Source organism: Phyllobacterium sp. CCNWLW183 (assembly GCF_037203775.1).
GTDB classification, from domain to species: domain Bacteria; phylum Pseudomonadota; class Alphaproteobacteria; order Rhizobiales; family Rhizobiaceae; genus Phyllobacterium; species Phyllobacterium ifriqiyense.
Genome location: NZ_JBBCBN010000008.1, coordinates 76,096 through 94,129 on the forward strand (window position 1 = coordinate 76,096; position 18,034 = coordinate 94,129).

The 18,034-nt window shown below is 57.6% G+C and carries 19 protein-coding genes and 1 pseudogene; 5 read left to right on the top strand and 15 right to left on the bottom strand.

The window, feature by feature from the left end; genetic code table 11:
* Positions 1–88 precede the first annotated feature (88 nt).
* The 7 genes from V9K95_RS18025 to V9K95_RS18055 form a co-directional block, all read right to left on the bottom strand.
* Positions 89–1,687, bottom strand: a complete 1,599-nt coding sequence (locus V9K95_RS18025) for an MFS transporter (protein WP_336441740.1) — start codon at positions 1,685–1,687, stop codon at positions 89–91.
* Entirely contained in the window at positions 1,684–2,127 is a 444-nt protein-coding gene (locus tag V9K95_RS18030; protein ID WP_336441739.1) for a DoxX family protein, read from the bottom strand. The genes V9K95_RS18025 and V9K95_RS18030 overlap by 4 nt, the downstream gene beginning before the upstream one ends.
* Positions 2,128–2,300: 173 nt before the next feature.
* Entirely contained in the window at positions 2,301–4,283 is a 1,983-nt protein-coding gene (locus V9K95_RS18035; protein ID WP_336441738.1) for an amidohydrolase, read from the bottom strand.
* Positions 4,283–4,570 carry a XapX domain-containing protein gene (locus V9K95_RS18040; RefSeq protein ID WP_336441737.1) on the bottom strand — a complete coding sequence of 96 codons (288 nt, stop codon included), beginning with the start codon at positions 4,568–4,570 and terminating at the stop codon, positions 4,283–4,285. The genes V9K95_RS18035 and V9K95_RS18040 overlap by 1 nt, the downstream gene beginning before the upstream one ends.
* A gap of 61 nt (positions 4,571–4,631) precedes the next feature.
* Positions 4,632–5,321: an isochorismatase family protein gene (locus V9K95_RS18045; protein ID WP_115053967.1), complete on the bottom strand. Its 690-nt coding sequence runs from the start codon at positions 5,319–5,321 to the stop codon at positions 4,632–4,634.
* 695 nt (positions 5,322–6,016) lie between these two features.
* On the bottom strand, positions 6,017–6,958 hold the full coding sequence (locus V9K95_RS18050; RefSeq protein ID WP_336441736.1) for a LysR family transcriptional regulator: 942 nt from the start codon (positions 6,956–6,958) through the stop codon (positions 6,017–6,019).
* Positions 6,959–7,133: 175 nt separating this feature from the next.
* A complete protein-coding gene (locus V9K95_RS18055; RefSeq protein WP_336441735.1) occupies positions 7,134–8,066 on the bottom strand; it encodes a VOC family protein in 933 nt (310 codons plus the stop codon).
* 120 nt (positions 8,067–8,186) lie between these two features.
* On the opposite strand from V9K95_RS18055, the gene V9K95_RS18060 reads away from it, so the two are divergent.
* A complete protein-coding gene (locus tag V9K95_RS18060; RefSeq protein WP_336441734.1) occupies positions 8,187–9,086 on the top strand; it encodes a LysR family transcriptional regulator in 900 nt (299 codons plus the stop codon).
* Here V9K95_RS18060 and V9K95_RS23745 read toward each other — a convergent pair.
* Positions 9,073–9,417: pseudogene (locus tag V9K95_RS23745) on the bottom strand (gamma-glutamylcyclotransferase); the annotation flags it as partial. The gene V9K95_RS18060 and the pseudogene V9K95_RS23745 overlap by 14 nt on opposite strands.
* A 266-nt stretch (positions 9,418–9,683) precedes the next feature.
* Between V9K95_RS23745 and V9K95_RS18065 the strand changes: the two are divergent.
* Positions 9,684–9,857: a hypothetical protein gene (locus V9K95_RS18065; protein WP_336441733.1), complete on the top strand. Its 174-nt coding sequence runs from the start codon at positions 9,684–9,686 to the stop codon at positions 9,855–9,857.
* On the top strand, positions 9,854–10,258 hold the full coding sequence (locus V9K95_RS18070; protein WP_336441732.1) for a hypothetical protein: 405 nt from the start codon (positions 9,854–9,856) through the stop codon (positions 10,256–10,258). The genes V9K95_RS18065 and V9K95_RS18070 overlap by 4 nt, the downstream gene beginning before the upstream one ends.
* A gap of 126 nt (positions 10,259–10,384) precedes the next feature.
* On the opposite strand, the gene V9K95_RS18075 is transcribed toward V9K95_RS18070, so the two are convergent.
* Together V9K95_RS18075 and V9K95_RS18080 are read right to left on the bottom strand one after the other, a co-directional pair.
* Complete coding sequence (locus tag V9K95_RS18075) at positions 10,385–10,570, bottom strand: hypothetical protein (RefSeq protein ID WP_336441731.1); 186 nt, start codon at positions 10,568–10,570, stop codon at positions 10,385–10,387.
* Between the two features lie 177 nt (positions 10,571–10,747).
* Positions 10,748–11,647 carry a LysR family transcriptional regulator gene (locus tag V9K95_RS18080; protein WP_336441730.1) on the bottom strand — a complete coding sequence of 300 codons (900 nt, stop codon included), beginning with the start codon at positions 11,645–11,647 and terminating at the stop codon, positions 10,748–10,750.
* Between the two features lie 254 nt (positions 11,648–11,901).
* Between V9K95_RS18080 and V9K95_RS18085 the strand changes: the two genes are divergently transcribed.
* A complete protein-coding gene (locus V9K95_RS18085) occupies positions 11,902–12,783 on the top strand; it encodes an NmrA family NAD(P)-binding protein (RefSeq protein WP_336441729.1) in 882 nt (293 codons plus the stop codon).
* A gap of 346 nt (positions 12,784–13,129) precedes the next feature.
* Here the strand turns inward: V9K95_RS18085 and V9K95_RS18090 are convergent, their stop codons facing one another.
* From V9K95_RS18090 to V9K95_RS18100, 3 genes are all read right to left on the bottom strand, one after another.
* Complete coding sequence (locus V9K95_RS18090) at positions 13,130–13,528, bottom strand: hypothetical protein (protein ID WP_336441728.1); 399 nt, start codon at positions 13,526–13,528, stop codon at positions 13,130–13,132.
* 31 nt (positions 13,529–13,559) lie between these two features.
* On the bottom strand, positions 13,560–15,167 hold the full coding sequence (locus V9K95_RS18095) for a GMC family oxidoreductase (RefSeq protein ID WP_336441727.1): 1,608 nt from the start codon (positions 15,165–15,167) through the stop codon (positions 13,560–13,562).
* A 190-nt stretch (positions 15,168–15,357) separates the two neighbouring features.
* Positions 15,358–16,155, bottom strand: a complete 798-nt coding sequence (locus V9K95_RS18100; protein WP_336441726.1) for an alpha/beta fold hydrolase — start codon at positions 16,153–16,155, stop codon at positions 15,358–15,360.
* Positions 16,156–16,299: 144 nt separating this feature from the next.
* On the opposite strand from V9K95_RS18100, the gene V9K95_RS18105 reads away from it, so the two are divergent.
* Entirely contained in the window at positions 16,300–16,767 is a 468-nt protein-coding gene (locus V9K95_RS18105; RefSeq protein ID WP_336441725.1) for a MarR family winged helix-turn-helix transcriptional regulator, read from the top strand.
* Between the two features lie 28 nt (positions 16,768–16,795).
* Here V9K95_RS18105 and V9K95_RS18110 read toward each other — a convergent pair whose 3' ends face one another.
* Both V9K95_RS18110 and V9K95_RS18115 read right to left on the bottom strand, forming a co-directional pair.
* The gene (locus tag V9K95_RS18110; RefSeq protein WP_336441724.1) at positions 16,796–17,575 is read right to left on the bottom strand and encodes an SDR family oxidoreductase; all 780 of its coding nucleotides are present in this window, start codon (positions 17,573–17,575) and stop codon (positions 16,796–16,798) included.
* Positions 17,572–17,901 (bottom strand): nuclear transport factor 2 family protein, encoded by a 330-nt coding sequence (locus tag V9K95_RS18115; RefSeq protein WP_336441723.1) that lies wholly within the window; start codon positions 17,899–17,901, stop codon positions 17,572–17,574. Before V9K95_RS18115 ends, V9K95_RS18110 begins: the two co-directional genes overlap by 4 nt.
* Positions 17,902–18,034: the final 133 nt, after the last annotated feature.

Below are 18,034 nucleotides of genomic sequence, written 5' to 3' on the forward strand. Positions count from 1 at the left end.
CCTGATAACAATTGCATCAATAGTTCGACTTTATTGCGCTAAACGGCATAATGGAAAGGACGGCTGAAGCCGCCCTGCCCTTGATTATCTACGCCGCCCCTGGCCGATTGATCGTCAGGAAATGACGAACGACCGGTTTGGCCGGACCAACATGGTAGGTCAGAACCTTTCCCTGCAGATCGGCATCGGCGTTGGAAACCCGCTTGTGCTGGCGAAGGTGTTCAGCCCAGGATTCCACCATGAACCACTCGACGATCTTTTCCGGATCCGCGGAGTCTTCGGTCACACCCCACCCATAGGCACCATCGCGGCGGCGTTCGCGAGAAAGGTGGTCGAGAGCACCCAGGAAGGCAGAACGATGCTCTTTCTCGACCTTGTACTCGATGAGGATCAGGACAGGACCACGGTCATGGGCGACAGGCTCGGCGACCAGCGGTTCCGGCCAGTGGTTGGACGGCACCATGTCGGCGTCACCAGCCGGGAGCTTTACGCGGTGCATGATGAGCCCCGCAACGAGCAAGCCAGCTGCACCGATAAGCAATGTCGTCTGAATGCCAACGGCCTCGCCCACAGCACCCCAGCCGAGGCTGCCTGCCGTCATGGCTCCGTTGAATACGGTCAGATAGACAGCAAGACCGCGCCCACGCACCCAGTTGGGAAGAACAGCCTGGGCTCCCCCATTAAACGTCGTCAGGGCGGTGATCCAAGCACCACCGAGAAATAGAAGAGCGATAATGGCGACGATCTTCGGTGGGGAGAGCGACAGGACACCCATGACGACTGCGGTGATCATCGCTGCGCCAAGAAGCAGACCATCCGAGCTCAGGTTTTCGCGCAGCTTCGGCATGACCAACGCTCCACCGATCGCACCAGCACCGACCGCACCAAGCAGAATACCGTAAAAGCTGGCATCGCCACCCAGCAATTGGCGGGCAACGAGAGGAAGAAGAGCCCATACTGCACTGGCAAAAGCGAAGAAGATCGCGGCCCTCAGAAGGATGACATGTAGCGGGCGGCTGGACCGGGTGTAACGTAGCCCGGCTCGGAATGCGCCGAAAAAGTTTTCCTGCAACGCATCATTGGCATTCTTGGCGCGCGGCCACCAGACCAGCGCAGCGATCACGAAGATATAACTTGCGACGTCTGCGCCATAGGTAATACCCGCACCGAAGGCTGCGAGAAGCAGGCCCCCGGCGGCGGGGCCAATCGAGCGAGCAATATTGATGCCGAGCGAGTTGAGTGCCACTGCGCTTTTCACATCCTCACGCTTGACCAGTTCCGGCACGATCGCCTGCCAGGTCGGCCCCATGAGCGCCGCGCCGATGCCCCCGAGGAATGTAAGACCGATCAGGGCACTGACAGAGAGCATTCCGGTCTGGGACAGAACCATCAGCGAGATACTGACGGAGGCCAGCAGCAGCTGGACCGCAATCAGGAACTTGCGTCGATCGAGAATGTCGGTGAGAACGCCTGCAGGTATCGCTAGAAGAAAGATCGGCAATGTTCCGGCCGCCTGAACCATGGCGACCGCGCCAGGCGATGCCGAGAGATCCGTCATCAGCCAGGAGCTGGCGACGTCGCGCATGAAGCTTCCGGTATTGCCGAGAACCGTTGCAATCCACAGAACCGCGAAGACGGGCTGTGCGAGAGGAGCAAAGGTGCCCCCGGATGATTTCGTGGTGCTCATTTGCCCGCTCCCTTTGCAAGGTCAACCGCTGCAACGAAGATGAATGCACCGGCCAGACCGATGTGTTCGAAGAAGGCGTTCGTCGCCATCATACGGTCCATACCGGGCGCGATTTCCCAGAAGCGAAGAGCGATGAGCGTTGCGAGAAGCGTAAAGCCTGCAAGCGCGAGGGCGCCTGCCCAGCGCAGGAAGCCCGAGACCACCATCGCTGAGGCCATGAGCTCGAACGCGATGACGGTAACCGCAAAGAAGGCGGCAGGGCGGAGACCAAAATGATCCATCTCGGCAAGCGCGCCATTGAAATCAAAGATCTTGGTGAGTGGACCCTGGATGTAGGCAGCGCAAAGAGCAAGTAGCGATACCCTTCTCGTAATGGGAGAGCCAACGACACGTGCCAGTCCACTCAGGGCTGAATTCGATACATGGGATTGGTAGGTCATATCTTCTCCTTTATGGTCGCTGAGGTGATCGAGCGGCCGTGTTTGATGGAGCGATATTGGCCGGTGATCGCTCTGGCAACAATTGCAGCAATAGTTTCGATTTAATTGCCAATATTGCAATTATGGGATCGGGATCGCTTGGGCGAACAGAGGCCGCCCAAGCGAGGACAGGATCAGACTGCCCAGCAAGAGCAACCAAGAGCGCCGAAGAAACCCTTGAGGTCGGCGATCGGCAGTTTCGAGGTCCAGGCTCCCGCATGGTCGTGACCATGCACGCCGCAATCGCTGGCGCAGCCACAGGTTGAGATCGCCGTGCACCGTAGAGATCGCGCGCCAGCACCTTCCGGCTCGCCCCATGCAGCATACCCACCGAACTTGCGCACCGGTGACCAGTCCGGCATCGCCGGCGGCACGTCATTCTCGTCGAGCGTTTTGAATTCACCCGCGCCATAGACGATCTTGCCGCCGACCATGGTCAGCTCCGATACCAGGAACGAGATCTCGTCCTCGGCGCAGGAGAAGAAGTCCTTATCGGGAACGACAAGGTCAGCGAACTGGCCTTTCTCGATGCGACCTTTCTTGCCTTCTTCGTTCGAAAACCAGGTGACTTTTTCAGTCCACATGCGCAGAGCCGTCTCGCGATCAAGGCAGTTGGCACGCGGGTAGAGCTGCATGCCGCCAACCGTCTTGCCCGTGACCATCCATGAGAGCGACACCCACGGATTATAGGAAGCGACGCGGGTGGCGTCCGTGCCGGCGGAAACGTTGACGCCCTTGTCCAGCATCTTGCGGATCGGTGGGGTGGCTTCGGCCACGCCGTGTCCGTAACGCTCGGCGAAATACTCGCCCTGATAGGCCATGCGATGCTGGGTGGCGATGCCACCGCCAAGCGCTGCGATACGGTCGATAGAGCGATCCGAAATCGTCTCCGCATGGTCAAAGAACCAGTTCAGGCCTTCCAGCGGTATATCCTTGTTGACCTTTTCAAAGACATCCAGCGCACGGGTGATCGTCTCGTCATAGGTAGCGTGCAGGCGCCATGGCCAACGGTTTTCTGCCAGAACCCGCACCACCTCTTCCAACTCGCCCTCCATTTCCGGGGCCATTTCCGGCCTCGGTTGGCGGAAGTCCTCGAAATCGGCTGCGGAAAAGACCAGCATTTCGCCCGCGCCATTGTGGCGGAAGTAATTATTTCCCTGCTTGTATTTGACCGAAGACGTCCATTTGAGAAAGTCCTCTTTCTCTTCCTTTGGCTTTTGCGTGAAGAGATTGTAGGCGAGACGAACCGTCATCTGGTTTTCGTCGGAGAGTTTCTGGATCACCTCATAATCATCAGGATAATTCTGGAAGCCACCACCTGCGTCGATGACACCGGTCACACCAAGCCTGTTCAGCTCGCGCATGAAGTGGCGGGTGGAATTGACTTGATAATCGAGAGGCAGCTTCGGACCCTTGGCGAGCGTCGAATAGAGGATGCCGGCGTTCGGCTTGGCGAGCAGCAGGCCGGTCGGATTGCCATTGGCATCGCGGGTGATTTCGCCACCAGGCGGGTTCGGCGTGTCGCGGGTGTAGCCAACGGCACGCAGGGCCGCGCCGTTGAGGAGCGCTCGGTCATAAAGGTGCAGGAGGAACACTGGGGTATCTGGCGCGACCGTATTGATTTCCTCAATGGTCGGCAGACGCTTCTCCGCAAACTGGTGTTCAGTGAAGCCGCCGACGACACGCACCCATTGCGGGGCGGGCGTAACCGCCACCTGCCGTTTCAGCATGTCCATCGCATCGGCCAGCGAGCGAACGCCATCCCACCGTAGTTCCATGTTGAAGTTTAACCCGCCGCGCACGACATGAGTATGATTGTCGATCAAGCCAGGCAGGACGCGCTTGCCCTTCAGGTTCACGATCTTCGTATCCGGACCTTCGAGTGCCAAGATCTCGGCATCGGTGGCGACTTCCATGAACAGACCGTCCTTGATGGCCACCGCTGTCGCGCTCGGATTGGTACGGTCAAGGGTCGTGAAGCGACCGTTATGGAGGATCAGGTCGGGATGCATGGTGTCTACTCCGGTTTTTTTGGGATCGGCAGCATTGGCCGTTGAGAAGAGGCTTGAGAACGCCAGGCTCGACGCCCCTCCGAGAAAGGTCCGACGCGTCGTCATCAGCTCTCCTCCTCTACCCGGGGTTCTGCGTTGTGGGCAACATCATGACGGGCCCCACCCTTGGGGAGGTGCCCAAACATATGCGGCTTGACCTGATTGAGCCAAGAGACCGCAGCAGGCTCCTTACTCCAGAGCGTCTTCGCCAGCGGGACGATCTGTTCGCCGACGAGGATGCCAAGTAGCCCGACAAGCGCGATCACCGGCGGAGCCGGAGAGCGTACGTTGAGAAGGCTGTAGATGATGCCGACCAGAAGACCAGCGCCAAGAGATAGAAGATAGATTTTCATGAGAGTCACCCTCGTTAAAACGGACAACCGCTCCGATGATCACCGGAGCGGTCGATTTGGCTTACTTCGCGGGGTTCGGGCCGATGCGGTTGCCATGGCCAACGCGTTCGGCACCACCATGGACGTGCGTGATCGCGTAATCGATTCCCATGCCGTAAGCGCCGGAATGCTCTTTCACCAGTGTGGTGACCGCATCGTAGGTTTCCTTGCGAGCCCAGTCGCGCTGCCATTCGAGCAAAACCTGCTGCCAGGTGACGGGTATGACGCCAGCCTGCACCATGCGGTCCATTGCATATTTGTGCGCATCGGAAGACGTGCCGCCGGAAGCATCGGCGACCATGTAGATCTCGTACTCCGGGACGTCATGCAGTGCAGAGAGTGCAAAAGTCGTGTTGCAGACTTCTGTCCATAGACCGGAGACGACAATCTTCTTGCGGCCGTTGGCAGCATTTTTTGCCAGCGCATCGCGTACGTTCTGATCATCCCAGGAGTTCATCGAGGTGCGTTCAAGGATGTCATTCTGCGGATAGACTGCCAAAAGTTCGGGGAAGGTGTTGCCGGAGAAGCTTTCGGTCTCGACGGTGGTGATCGTGGTTGGCACGTTGAAAATCCTGGCAGCCTTGGCCAAGCCGACAACGTTGTTTTTCAGGGTCTGGCGGTCGATCGACTGGACGCCGAAGGCCATCTGCGGCTGCTGATCGATGAAAATGAGCTGGCTGTTGGCGGGGGTCAGGACTTCAAGCTTGGACATGGTAATTCCTCTTCGGTTGTTTTGGACCGCGAATGCGGCCGGTTAAAATGAGCAGGACCTGTCGGACGAACGCCATGCCCTGGGACACGACTTGTAAGACCCGAGGGCTTCCGTTCAATCGCTGCCTCGGCTGCTGAAAGGAAACGTAGCGTGACTTGCCCCCCTGCAGAATTGCAATATTAATTGCGAATGAATTGTCTTTATCGCAATAATTACTCTGCGGTCCGGCTGGTCTGTGAACGTCACACGGGGTTGCGCTACGCGACCGCCTGTTCCGAAAATTTCTGAAGGAAGCGTCATTCGAGGAGGACGTCTTGAAATAGCTCCCGGTGTCCATGGGCACGCTGTTCGTCGTGAATCGATTTGGTTGAGCTGGCTTTGCGCGAGACAGCAGCCGGCCGTTGAGCCGTGTGTATTCCCCGAAATGCCTGCCAGTCTGCCGTTGACGAACGATGCGACCAGATAGTGAATACGCCTTCGGCGCAAAGGCTTTATACCGAGTTCACATCGTCTTTTATTTGCTTTCAACAACCGTTGTTCCAAATTGCAGGTGTTTACACGATCCCGAACCGATACAGCCGACTCTCAAACGGGATAAAGCTATCATACAGGCCGTGCCGTCAGACGAGGGCTTACATCAGTTGCGGGGAATACCTTCAAAGGAGAGATTGGAGAAGCCCGTGGTTGTGGAGTCACTATCCATGAATATGGATAAAGCTGTCAGGACGGGGCGGTGCATCGTCGTAGGCAGAAAACACGCCCGCGACCCAGTCTGCAAAGACCTGATACTTAACACTCGGAAACCGGCCCGCTGGCCTGACTATGTGAACAGGACAACGTGGTGGTGCCCAATCGTTCATGATAGGGACCAGGGCGCCACGAGCAATATGTGGTCGTGCCAGGAATTCAAACGTCTGTCCAATACCCAGTCCTGCTAATATTCCATGTAAATGCGCGGTCGCATCACTGGTGGAGAGCTTGATGGGGCTGTAGATTTCTAATTTCTCGTTACCATTCATCAGTCGGACGGGTGCAGCTTTCAAGCTGCGTGCGAAAAAGTACTGAACGAAAATATGATCACGCTGCAGATCCGATGGCGAAGCTGGCACGCCGTATTTTTCGAGGTATGACGGGGTGGCACAGGTCACTATCTCGACGCTGCATAGTTTCTTCGCAACGAGAGATGCGCTGGGTAGATCGCCGGCACGTATTACGCAATCTATTCCCTCCTCAACAATGTCGGCCTGACGTTCTGTTACACCAAGATGCAACTCGATCTCTGGATAGAGGGCGTAAAACTCTGGCAACCGAGGGATCAGAACGGTATTGGCGAAGGTCCCTCCTATATCAACCCGAAGTTTCCCCCTGGTGGCCAGGCGCCCACGGGTCGCCTCGTTGTTCATTTCATCGAAATCGGCGATCAGGCGGATGGCGCGCTCGTAATAAGCAAGGCCCTCAGGTGTCACGGCAAGTGAACGCGTCGTTCGTTCTAGCAGTTTCAGACTCAAGCTTGCCTCAAGATCCTGAACAAGCTTACTCACGGAGGACCGCGGCGCACCCATCGTATCTGCGGCCTTTGCAAAGGATCCGGCCTCGACGACGCGCACAAAGGCTCTGATTGCTCCCAATTGATCCATTGGCATCTCTCCCTCGAAATCTATATGTACGATGTTTTGGGGCTCAGTTATCGATTGTTGGACAGGACACAGGGCGTAGTCGAATGTCTGAGAATCTTACTTGCAAAAGCGTCATGGCGCCGCCTGGACAGATATATGGCGTCCCGAATTTGAGACGCCCCGTTCAATGGTATTATCAGGCCGCCAGTGGTTCGAGATTTGCCTGGATCTGGTCCCGAAATTCCTCATATCGGCTGGGCAGCTTAAGCGCCTCGCCCAGATGTGCCGTGTCCTCGTCCCGGTTAAACCCCGGCTCGTTCGTGGCAATCTCAAACAGCACGCCACCCGGCGTCCTGAAGTAGATTGCCCAGAAATAATCGCGGTCAATGACTGGCGTAACCTGATAACCGGTGTCCATCAGTGCCTTGCGAACTTCGAGCTGCTTTTCGCGGTTCTCTACGGCAAAGGCTATATGGTGGACCGAACCGGCGCCCTGACGGGCAAACGGCGTTTTCGGCAGCGCTGCGACATCAATCGTGTCAGCGCCGTTTCCATTGGGAATGATAAAGCGGGTCACGTCACCCTCCTTCCCGGCGCGTTGATAGCCCATGAAGCCCAGAAGCTCTTCTGTCGCGGCGGTATCGTGCAGGCTAAACCGGGCGCCAGCAAATCCGAGGATAGCTGCATCGCTCGGAATGCCGTCCGCCAGCCATGGCGCGCGGTTATCATCGGCAGATTCAATCAGCGCCAGGCTGTCCCCGTCCGGACCCTTGAAATGAAGTCTGTTGGCGCCAAAGACGGTTTCAGTTTTCAAGCCATCGACACCGTGCGCGGTAAACCGATCCTGCCAGAACCTCAATGCCCCCTTTGGCACGGAGAACTGCGTTTCCCCGACCTCGCCAACACCGGGACGACCCAGCATCATGTTAGGGAACGGGAAGTACGTCATGACGGTGCCTGCGGAGCCGTTCTGGTCGCCGTAGTAAAGGTGGTAGACGTTCGGGTCGTCGAAGTTGACGGTCTGCTTGACGCGGCGCAGGCCCAGCGTGTCAGTGAAGAAGCGATTGTTCTGACGCGCATTCGAAGCCATGGAGGTTACGTGATGCAGTCCCTTGATATCCTTGATCATGTCCTTGCCTTTCAAAGTCGCCGTTAGTGTTTGGCTGTTGACGAATATCTAGGCCGATTGATCACGCCCGAGAATTGCAATATTCGTTTCGAGTGCGTTGCTCTTTTTGAAACAATCCCAATGAACGATTACAAAGCTCTGCGAACCTTCCTCCTTGCAGCCGAAAAGCGAAACTTCGCTCAGGTTGCCCGCGAACTGGACATGACGCCCGCAGCCGTCACGCGTGCCATTGCCGCGCTCGAGGCGGAACTTGGGGTGCAACTCTTCGTGCGGACGACGCGCCAGGTCTCCCTAACCACAGACGGCGCGATCTTCGCCGCACAGATCCAGCCAGCGGTAAAGACGCTCGAAGAGGCGCGCCGCGATGTGATGAACGCCCACAAGGCCGACGAAGGGCGTCTCAGGATCAGTGCGCCGACGTGGTTCGGCAAGGCGGTGCTGCCACCGATCCTCTCCGGCTTCAAAGAGCGGTACCCGAAGATGGGCTTTGAGATCTCACTGTCCGACGGACTGGTGAATATCGTCGATGACGACTACGATCTGGCAATCCGCATCTCAATTCAGCCGTCGGACAAGTTCACGATATGGAGAAAAATCCGCGTCGTACCGCGCATTCTGGTTGCCGCACCGGGAAGTCGGTTTGTCGACATGCAGCATCCAAATGAACTGACACCAGACGATTGCCTCGCCTATAGCGGCGAAAGTCGTCGAGAGAACTGGGTGCTTTCGGACGGCGGCTTGAGCATGACGATATCGGCAGGGCGTGCCTTCAGCGCCAACAATGGCGAGGTCCTGGCCGACATGGCAGCGGATGGCGCAGGCGTTGCCATGCTGCCGAACTTTCATGTCTCGGAGCATTTGCGCACCGGGCGCCTCGTACATGTGTTCAAGGGGTGGGCACCGCCCGACTTGTGGTTGACCCTTTATTATCCGCCTTATCAGGCACTGCCTCCGCGGATTGCTTCATTCTCGAAATTCTTCGAAGAACAGGTTGCGGCTCGCATGGTCATGTTGGACTGACAGGCATCGGTTGATCGAAGGCCTGTGGCATATCGTTCGTTACGTGGCATTGCCCGCTGCCTTGCGGTGGCCAGTTTCTGTAGCTCTCAAAGATTTCTGTCAAAGATCTTTCATTTTTTCCATCTAGAACGGCCCTATGCAAATACTTTGCACGGAGCCGGCCGGTCCACCTGCCTGGGCGATCAACGCTGCCTCATCAAGAGGGATATTGTGCGTGAGTTGCAACGCGTTTGGCATGGCCCAGAACGTGAGTGGGCGGCATTCCTGTCGGTGTCCTGACCGAAACCTATCGGACCGTGTCACATACTTCAGCATAGCGGATCTCGCGCGCGCCAAAAGCGTGCGAGGGCGCGGCGTCGACGCGCGCATTTAGCGAAGCTAGCCAGTTGGCGCTCACATCCGTCGCGTCCAGCAGTACCTATAAGTGTATCGCCGCGCCCCGACGGTTTCAAGATTCGACAAGGGCTGCTTCGGCTCCAACGGGACGTGACAATGCACTTTCCTTTTGCTCAAATGTCAAAATGGAAAATGGCTGTAATACATAAGGAACTTACGGTGCTACATTGTGACGGATTGTGAATTTGACGGACCTATACCGTGACTGCACTCGATGCGCTCTTTTGGATCGTTGCTGTTGCCGAAAACGGTGAGTTTCTTGGTGAATTCGAAGGTGTTTTGGAACGCCTTGAAGGCCCCAAGAGTGATCCCACAACGATGAATGTCTGGCGCAGGCACCATCACCGCGCGATTCACTGGGGACGCGGACAGTGATCTGGTTTGATGCCTCCTTGGAGAGCCCGGCCGATGATGGCCTCCTGCAGCGTTGCATAGCGGCCATGCTCAACTTCTCCACCGAGAGCGTGAACGTTGTCCACAGTATCAGCGAAATTAAGGATGCACCCGTCACGTGCATCGTTGAAGCTCATTCTCCACACAAGTACTCGCAACTGATCACTCTCTACATCTCTGAACCTTTGCCACGCCCTGATGTTCCTGAGGCAGCCGCTTATTTAGCGCGGACGCTCGATAGAGCTTTGCTCTTGGCCAACGATGAAACAGCAAATCCATATTCATTCGTTCGTGTCTCCAATACCGGCCAACGCTCGGTTGTCTTTGTAGACCCGGACGAATTGGACGAGAATGACCGCTATGTCATTCAGGAACCCGGCTAATCGTGGTCGTACCAAGCTATGTCTGCCTCGCAGTTTTTCGGCGAATAGTGGTGGTGCCGAGCTAACGTTGCCTCAACTAAAGTGTCACAACGGTTTAGAAGTTGTGGCCTTACAGAGTGTTCTCGGCTAGCCATGTGCTTTCAACACGCGCACGCCTTCCGGTTCAGCTCCGGGCCAGAGCCGAACCACATATTGATCATATTCCTTAAGACCATCTTCACTGAGCGTGTCGTGACCGGAAAAGCACGCACGCACGCCAAGTGTACCCTCGTTTACCGAAAGTCGCGGAGCGGTGGGCTCGTAATCCATCATGCCAGCCAGCACAAGTTGACCGGTGGGACAATCGAAATGTGTCTCGACAACGTGTTGGCACTTTAGACCTTGAGTTCGTTGTCGACCACCGACATGCTGTCGCGTCCCATTTTGCCTGTGCAGGATCGGTGCCTAAGTCACGGCCGAACGCAGGATAAAGTCGATCAATGCCCTACGCTACGTCGCCACAGTTCGTTGAACAAAATCCAGAAAAGCCCGCACCTTAGCAGGCGGCATGTGGCGTGACGGATGATAGGTGTAAAGCGGAAACTGCTCGCCGGACCATTCCGTCAAGATCGTCGTGAGCGCCCCGCTCTCAAGCCACTCGTCGAGACCGATGGCAAAGCTCTGGAATATGCCTTGCCCCGCCAGACAGGCCGCGACGGCAGCGGAGGGATCGTCCATGACCAACCGCCCCGCCGCCTTGATCTCGATGGCGCCGTTATGCCCCTGGAATTCCCAGGTGAACGGTCGCCCGGTCTGCGGGTCGCGAAACAGGATGCAATCGTGGTGCATCAGGTCGTGGGGTGTCGCTGGAACTCCGTGGCGGGCAAGGTAGCCTGGGGCGGCACAGGTCAGCACCGGTACGTCCAGCAGTTTGCGCGCGATCAGCGACGATTCGTCCGGCGGACCAAAACGCACGGCGACATCCGCGCCGCTCATCATCTCTTCGCGATAGTTGCTGGTGGTCAGATCGAGCGTCAGAGCGGGATAGCGCGCCAGAAATTCACCGATCCTCGGCGCCAGCACCATGCGCGCGAACCAGGGATCGATCGAAACCCTTAGCCGCCCGCCGACGAATGCCGCCGAACCGGCGGCTTCGGAGGCCGCCTCCTCCAGCCCGGCAAGCAACGGCATTATCTTTGCATGGAAGCGGGCGCCTTCTTCCGTTAGCGTGACTTCGCGCGGATTGCGGTCGAACAATCTAACGCCGACGCGTTGTTCGAGCCGCGCTACCGCACGACTGACTCCCGATGGCGTGAGGCCGAGAACATCCGCAGCCCGCACGAAATTGCCCGCTTCCATCACTGCCCCGAAAACGCCGACCCCGGTCAGCAGCCGCGTGTCGAAACTCATGCCTTCTCTCCGTCGCAAGGTCGCTCTTTGCCGACCGTCTTATCATGATGATTTAAAGTCATCTTATCTTTGATTTTAATGCGCGTGAATCATCTTTCTGCATCCCGTAGATCTTCCTCAACGCTCGGCTGGCGCAGCGGCCTGCCGGAAGCGCGGAAGTCTTAGGCCTTGCAGAGCTCTACGGCACATTTGAGCGCCGCCTCTACGACGGCGTCGCCTGATCCATTCCCGACCCCAACACCAGGAGACATATCATGTATGCGATTACAGGAATTACCGGCAAGGTCGGCGGCGCGCTGGCGAAAGCCCTGATAGGAGCCGGAGAACCGGTCCGTGCGGTGCTGCGCGATCCTGCCAAGGCGGAAATCTGGCGCAAGCGCGGTTGCGACATCGCCTTTGCCGATATGGGCGACGCGACGCAGCTTGCCGCCGCGTTCAAGGGCGCCACTGGCGTCTTCATCCTGCCGCCGTCGGAGTTCGATCCGGCGCCTGGCTATCCGGAGGCGGCGAAGCAGAATGAAGTGCTGACGACCGCTCTGCTTGCTGCCCGCCCGGAAAGGGTCGTCTGCCTCTCCACCATCGGCGCCGATGCACAAGTGGACAATCTGTTAAGCCAGCGGACGATGCTGGAAGAAGCCCTCAGCGAGCTTGATCTCCCCGTTACCTTTCTGCGACCCGGCTGGTTCATGGAGAATGCGGCCTGGGACGTGGCCTCAGCCCGCGACGAAGGCGTGCTGCACAGCTTCCTCCAGCCTGCCGACAAGACCTTCGCCATGGTGGCGACGCAAGATATCGGCCAGCTTGCCGCAGAGCTGATCCGCGAGCAATGGATCGGCAAGCGCGTGGTGGAACTGGAAGGTCCTGCACGGGTCTCGCCCAATGATCTCGCCAATGCCTTCGCGTCGGTGCTCGGGCATCCAGTGCGGGTGGAGATCGTTCCGCGGGAAAGCTGGGAGGGCCTGTTCCGTGCTCAGGGTTCGCGTAACCCGCAGCCGCGCACGCGTATGCTCGACGGCTTCAACGAAGGCTGGATCGACTTCAAGGCCGAGGGCGGAAATCGTGCCAGGGGCACGACGTCACTTGAGCAGGTAATCGAAACGCTGGTCCGGCAGGCGGCCGCGAGCAGGACCGCTTAGGCTCGCGAGAAAACGGGCGGCGGACGGCTTCTGCTTCTGCTTCTGCTTCTGCTTCTGCTTCCGCCGCCGCCTACCCCCGCAACTTGATAGGAACGATCATGGAAGCGATCGCAACTCACGGTGTCGCTATCCCCGGCCAGGCTGGGGACCTTCCGGATGCCGGGCGATGCCGCCCAACCGGTGGTCGAAAGCGGATTTGAAGTCGGCTCTCTCCTCAAGATATTGTCTTGCGCTGTAGACCTTTACACGAACGAACAGATTGCAGCGGCGCTGGGGAGCATCTCAAGACCAAATAATCGAAGAGCCTTGACGATAACTCGAAGACGATCACCGCGATCGCAGCGACTTAGTGTGGGATGCTAATCTCGGGCAGGAATCGCATTATCTGGCTAGCCACCGCCTGTTCCTCGTCAGTTCGAAAAACGAGCACTTTTACCTTGGATGAAGGGGCACTAATATCCTCTTCACCCCACCAGTTGCGCTGCGCATCTATTTTAATGCCCAGCCAATCTGCTGCCTCCCCGATCTTCTCGCGAATTAGAGGAGAATTTTCCCCGATACCTGCACAAAAAACCAAAGTATCCAGCCCTCGCAAAGCAGCAGTCATCGCACCCATTTCACGTGCGATTGTATAAACGAACAAATCGACTGCTTCTTGTGCAAAGGCATCTTGTGAGTCTAACAGCGTTAGCATGTCGCCAGAAATTCCCGACACGCCAAACAGCCCAGATCGGTTTCCCAACAAATCCGCGACTGCGAGATCGATTGAGCAAACCCTAGTAATTTCCCAGGAAATGCACCTTTCGGATCAAATCGGATGCCCTCTCTCCGATAACCACGCACGGCGCCATCGTGTTGCCGGTGGTAATCCGCGGCATGATCGAGGCGTCCGCGATGCGAAGGCCTTCGATGCCGTAGACCTTGAGCTCGTTGTCGACCACCGACATGGCGTCGCGTCCCATCTTGGCGGTGCAGGATTGATGCCAATAGGTGACGGCCGAGCGACGGATAAAATCGATCATGCCTGATCTGTTTCGCTGACCGGGAGCGGCTTCGCCTGTCACCAAAGGTCTGAAGCCATCGCTGTTTCCGAGTTCGCGGCACAATTCAACTGCGGCTAACGCTGCTGCCATGTCTTCTGGCTCACTGAGTGAGTTCGGTTCGATCAGGACGGGATCGTTTATGTCGGGACCAGAGAGCCTCAAACGGCCGCGGCTTTTCGGCTGTGCGAGACCATTGAACATCGTCCAGCCGTGCTCCGGTGTTTCAAGACCGGCCTCAGGCGGCGACGGAACGGCGAACTCCAACTGGCACTGGAGGATATCAGGCTGGGACAGACGTGCGTCACTCTTCCAGTAGAGATTTGCCTCGCAACCGCTCCCGCCGATGGCTTCCGGTTTTCGGTAAGCCCAGGTGCAGCCGAAGGCGAGATGATCCTGATGATTGCGACCAACCCCCGGCAGGTGTTGCACGACTGGAATGCCGTGAGAATGGAGTTCGTCTTCCGGGCCGATACCGGACTGCATTAGGACTTTCGGCGTGTTGATCGCTCCAAGTGACAACACCGTTTCACAATGCGCCATGAACTGACGTCGCCGACCATCGATCAGAACTTCAACACCTCTCACCCGCTTACCATCGAAGATGAGACGCGTAACCAGCGCCTCCGTTATCACCGTCAAGTTTGAACGCGACAGCAGCGGACGAACGTATGATTCAAACACCGTTTCCCGCTTGCCCTCCCTGATACGCAGTTCAGCAATCGATGCGCCGCCAACGGCCTCCATCATTTCGCCGTTTGTTGAATCGAAGACCGGAATGCCCATCGCTGACGCGGCGCTCAAAAGCGCTTGCGCCACTGGCTGCGGCGACGCAGGCTGCGATACATGGGCGGGCCCACCGGTTCCGCGACGAGATGGGTCCGGCACGCCTTGCCAGTTTTCGATCCGGCGATAGTAGCCAAGGATCGATTGATAGCCCCAGGCCTCATCCCGGGCCTCGGTCGCAAAGTGGTTCCAGTCTTCCTTGTGTCCCCTGGCCCATACCATGACGTTGATGCTCGAACCACCGCCAAGCCCTTTGCCCATGCTCAAAGGAAGTCGGCGGCCATCCAGGCCAGCCGCTGGCTGTCCGACAAAGCCCCAGTCCCGGTTTGATCCAAGATTGAGTGGCCATTGCGCAGGGTTCGATACGGTTTCGGATTCATCATCTCCGCCCGCTTCAATCAGCAGAACGGTCGCGTTTCCATCCTCCGCCAGCCGCGCCGCGACAACTGAACCGCTGGAGCCGGCGCCGCAGACGATGAAATCGTAGACGTCACCGACCGCTTCATGTGAGTGAAACGTTGTATCGGGTGCATTTTTATCATGGCTATGCCGTTTCACGTGAGATCCTCTGTGAATTGTTTCAGGTAAATTTGGGGGAGTCCTGGACGCTAAGACAAGGAAATGTTTACGGATCTCGGTCAGAGATCCGACGTCCTACCGTTATTTTGCATCGGGCATGCCGATCTGTTTAACGGGTTTGTCTCGACGCCATCGGGAAAGTCTCGACCGTCCCGATGGCGGAAGTCGATCATTGCTTTTTCGCCGACGCGGCCTTGGCAGCCTTATCAATCGTCTCGGCGATGACTGCCGGCTGCGTCATGAACAGGGCGTGGCTGGCCGACACCTTGGTGATCTTGGCCTTGATGCGCTCAGCCATGTGGATCAACATGGCCTGATCGAAGGCCTTGTCTTCGGTAGCAATGACGGCCCAGCTGGGCTTGGTACGCCAAGCGGCATTTTCGAGCTTGGTGCCGAACGCCGACATGTTGATCGGAACCTGCGCGTCCCTCATGAAGGCGACATCGGCGTCGCTGACGTCATGTGCGAACCCCGCCTTGAACTTTTCCGGACTGACATAGCCAAAACCATCCTTTGTAGTCTCAATTACGAATTCAGAAGCAGGCGCAAAGCCTTCATATTGCTGAGCCGTCGTCTCGCCGGCATCGGGGGAGAGAGCGGAGACGTAGACGAGGCCCGCAACCTTCTCATCAATGCCAGCCTCCGTGATGACCGTGCCACCCCAGGAATGACCGACGAGAATAACCGGACCATCCTGACGCTCGAGCCCACGCTTGGTGGCGGCGACATCGTCTGCAAGCGACGTCAACGGGTTCTGGACGATGGTGACGCGATAACCGCGTTTCGTCAGGTTGTCGTAAACACCCTTCCAGCCGGAACCGTCAGCAAACGCGCCGTGAACCAGAACGACGTTTCTTACGGATTGATCTTTAAGAATAATGTCGGCGGCATCCGCCGCCGGTAGCGCAACCGACAGTGAGGCTGCAGCTGCGATTGCCGAAATGGTCGTGATGGACTTGCGTGTCATGGCCTTCTCCTCGTTGTAACTGCGATAATCGTTATCGCGATATCTATTAGATTTCACATCTTGATCTGCACGTCAACATAATTCTTATCGCAATATTGGTTTTCGTGATAAGTTCGATTATATGGACGTCTTCAGGAGTTCAAAATGACCAAACGCCATAACGATCCCCCGCCTCTGCGCGACCAACTTTGCTATGCGATCTACACCGCCGGCATCGCCGTTCAGCGCGCTTACAAGCCGCTTCTCGACGAGCTTGGGCTGACATATCCGCAGTATCTCGTCCTGAACGTTCTCTGGACGGAAGACGAACAAACCGTGGTTTCTATCGCCGACCGACTAGCTCTTGAGTCCAGCACGTTGACACCGCTTCTGAAACGCCTGGAAGCCGCCGGGCTCGTGCGTCGGACGCGCAACGCCAACAATGAGCGTCAGGTTCTGGTGGCGCTGACAGATCAGGGTCGTGCCTTGCAGCATAAGGCAGGCTGCCTCAGCGACACCTTGCTTGCAGCCTCGACCCAGACACCAGCGGAACTCGCTGCCTTGAACCGCGACGTACGGCATCTTCGTAACGCGATCTACTCCCAGATCGGCGGGTGGGACGCACCCGCCTGACCTGAACCGCGGTAGATGGCCTAAATGCTCAAGCGGTCGGAACAGTCCCGCCGTCGATCACATGCTCCGTGCCGGTGATAGACGATGCCCGATCCGAGGCAAGGAATGCGATCAGGTCTGCGACCTCTTCCGGCGCGGCTGGTCGTCCAAGCGGTATGCCGCCGAGCGAGTTCATGATGACCTGCACCGCGTCGTCGTAGCTGATACCGGCTTGCTCGGCTATGCGCAGGGCCAAGCCATTGGATCCCGGGCTTGCGATCCACCCGGGAGAAACCCGCACCACCCGTACACCCTTCGGAGAAACCTCCTTGGAAAGGCTTTTGCTGTAGGTGTTGAGCGCCCCCTTGGCCGAAGCATAGGCGGTCGTCGCCTCGGGTAGTGGAAGGTTTCGCTGGATCGAGGTGACGTGGATGACGATACCACTTCCTTGAGCGACCATGCCAGGGATCAGTGCACGATCCAGCCTGACCGCCGGAAAGAAGTTAAGGTTGAACTCCTTGTCCCACTCCTTGTCTGTGAGCACAGCAAAGCCGCCAGAAGGTGCCGAAGAACCGCCCAGCACGTTCACAAGAATATCGAGGCCGCCGAGTTCCCGATGCACCGCATCGACGACGGTTTGAACCCCCGTCGGGGTCGTCAGATCGGCTTCAACGAATGCCGCACCGGAGAAATCTGCCGGTTTGGTGCGCGCACTGGTAAGCACACGGGCGCCAAGATCCTTGAAGAGCGCTACGGTTGCAGCGCCGGCCCCCGAAGTGCCGCCGGTAATCAGGGCGCGGCGGCCCTGCAAGGTGAGGAACTGTGTCATACGGTGATCTCCAGTTCGGCGACCTTGTCGCCCGCGAGGACGAAGAAGAACCGCAGGTCGATCGGGCTGCCCGGAAAGTCGCCTACGGCGTGGGCCGTCACCAAGGTTTTGCCATCTTCACTGTTGATCAGGAAGGGCTCGACCGTGTAGCTGTATTGCTGGCTTTCGTCGGCCATCCACGCGCGAATGGCATCCCGGCCTCGGTACGTGAGGCCTTTATCTTTCACGATGCCGTTCTCGGTGAATGTGGAAGCGATCACATCCGGGCTGCCTGTCCGGTCGGCATCGAAATAGTCTTCGATGCCTTTGGGTAGTTTGATCGTCATTCGTATCCTCCAATCATGTTTCCAGCCTATACCGGCTGTGAGCTCGACTCTCTTCCGGCCGACAAGGTCAATTTAAGGCCGGATGATTGACATAATAACTGGGACAAAGCAGGATGAGGAATTTCGAAAAGAG

Bases quoted from the DNA above. Each gene is read 5' to 3' on its own strand.
- V9K95_RS18025 (WP_336441740.1), bottom strand. From the start codon at position 1,687: ATGAGCACCACGAAATCATCCGGGGGCACCTTTGCTCCTCTCGCACAG.
- V9K95_RS18030 (WP_336441739.1), bottom strand. From the start codon at position 2,127: ATGACCTACCAATCCCATGTATCGAATTCAGCCCTGAGTGGACTGGCA.
- V9K95_RS18035 (WP_336441738.1), bottom strand. From the start codon at position 4,283: ATGACGACGCGTCGGACCTTTCTCGGAGGGGCGTCGAGCCTGGCGTTC.
- V9K95_RS18040 (WP_336441737.1), bottom strand. From the start codon at position 4,570: ATGAAAATCTATCTTCTATCTCTTGGCGCTGGTCTTCTGGTCGGCATC.
- V9K95_RS18045 (WP_115053967.1), bottom strand. From the start codon at position 5,321: ATGTCCAAGCTTGAAGTCCTGACCCCCGCCAACAGCCAGCTCATTTTC.
- V9K95_RS18050 (WP_336441736.1), bottom strand. From the start codon at position 6,958: ATGGATCAATTGGGAGCAATCAGAGCCTTTGTGCGCGTCGTCGAGGCC.
- V9K95_RS18055 (WP_336441735.1), bottom strand. From the start codon at position 8,066: ATGATCAAGGATATCAAGGGACTGCATCACGTAACCTCCATGGCTTCG.
- V9K95_RS18060 (WP_336441734.1), top strand. From the start codon at position 8,187: ATGAACGATTACAAAGCTCTGCGAACCTTCCTCCTTGCAGCCGAAAAG.
- V9K95_RS18075 (WP_336441731.1), bottom strand. From the start codon at position 10,570: ATGATGGATTACGAGCCCACCGCTCCGCGACTTTCGGTAAACGAGGGT.
- V9K95_RS18080 (WP_336441730.1), bottom strand. From the start codon at position 11,647: ATGAGTTTCGACACGCGGCTGCTGACCGGGGTCGGCGTTTTCGGGGCA.
- V9K95_RS18085 (WP_336441729.1), top strand. From the start codon at position 11,902: ATGTATGCGATTACAGGAATTACCGGCAAGGTCGGCGGCGCGCTGGCG.
- V9K95_RS18100 (WP_336441726.1), bottom strand. From the start codon at position 16,155: ATGACACGCAAGTCCATCACGACCATTTCGGCAATCGCAGCTGCAGCC.
- V9K95_RS18105 (WP_336441725.1), top strand. From the start codon at position 16,300: ATGACCAAACGCCATAACGATCCCCCGCCTCTGCGCGACCAACTTTGC.
- V9K95_RS18110 (WP_336441724.1), bottom strand. From the start codon at position 17,575: ATGACACAGTTCCTCACCTTGCAGGGCCGCCGCGCCCTGATTACCGGC.
- V9K95_RS18115 (WP_336441723.1), bottom strand. From the start codon at position 17,901: ATGACGATCAAACTACCCAAAGGCATCGAAGACTATTTCGATGCCGAC.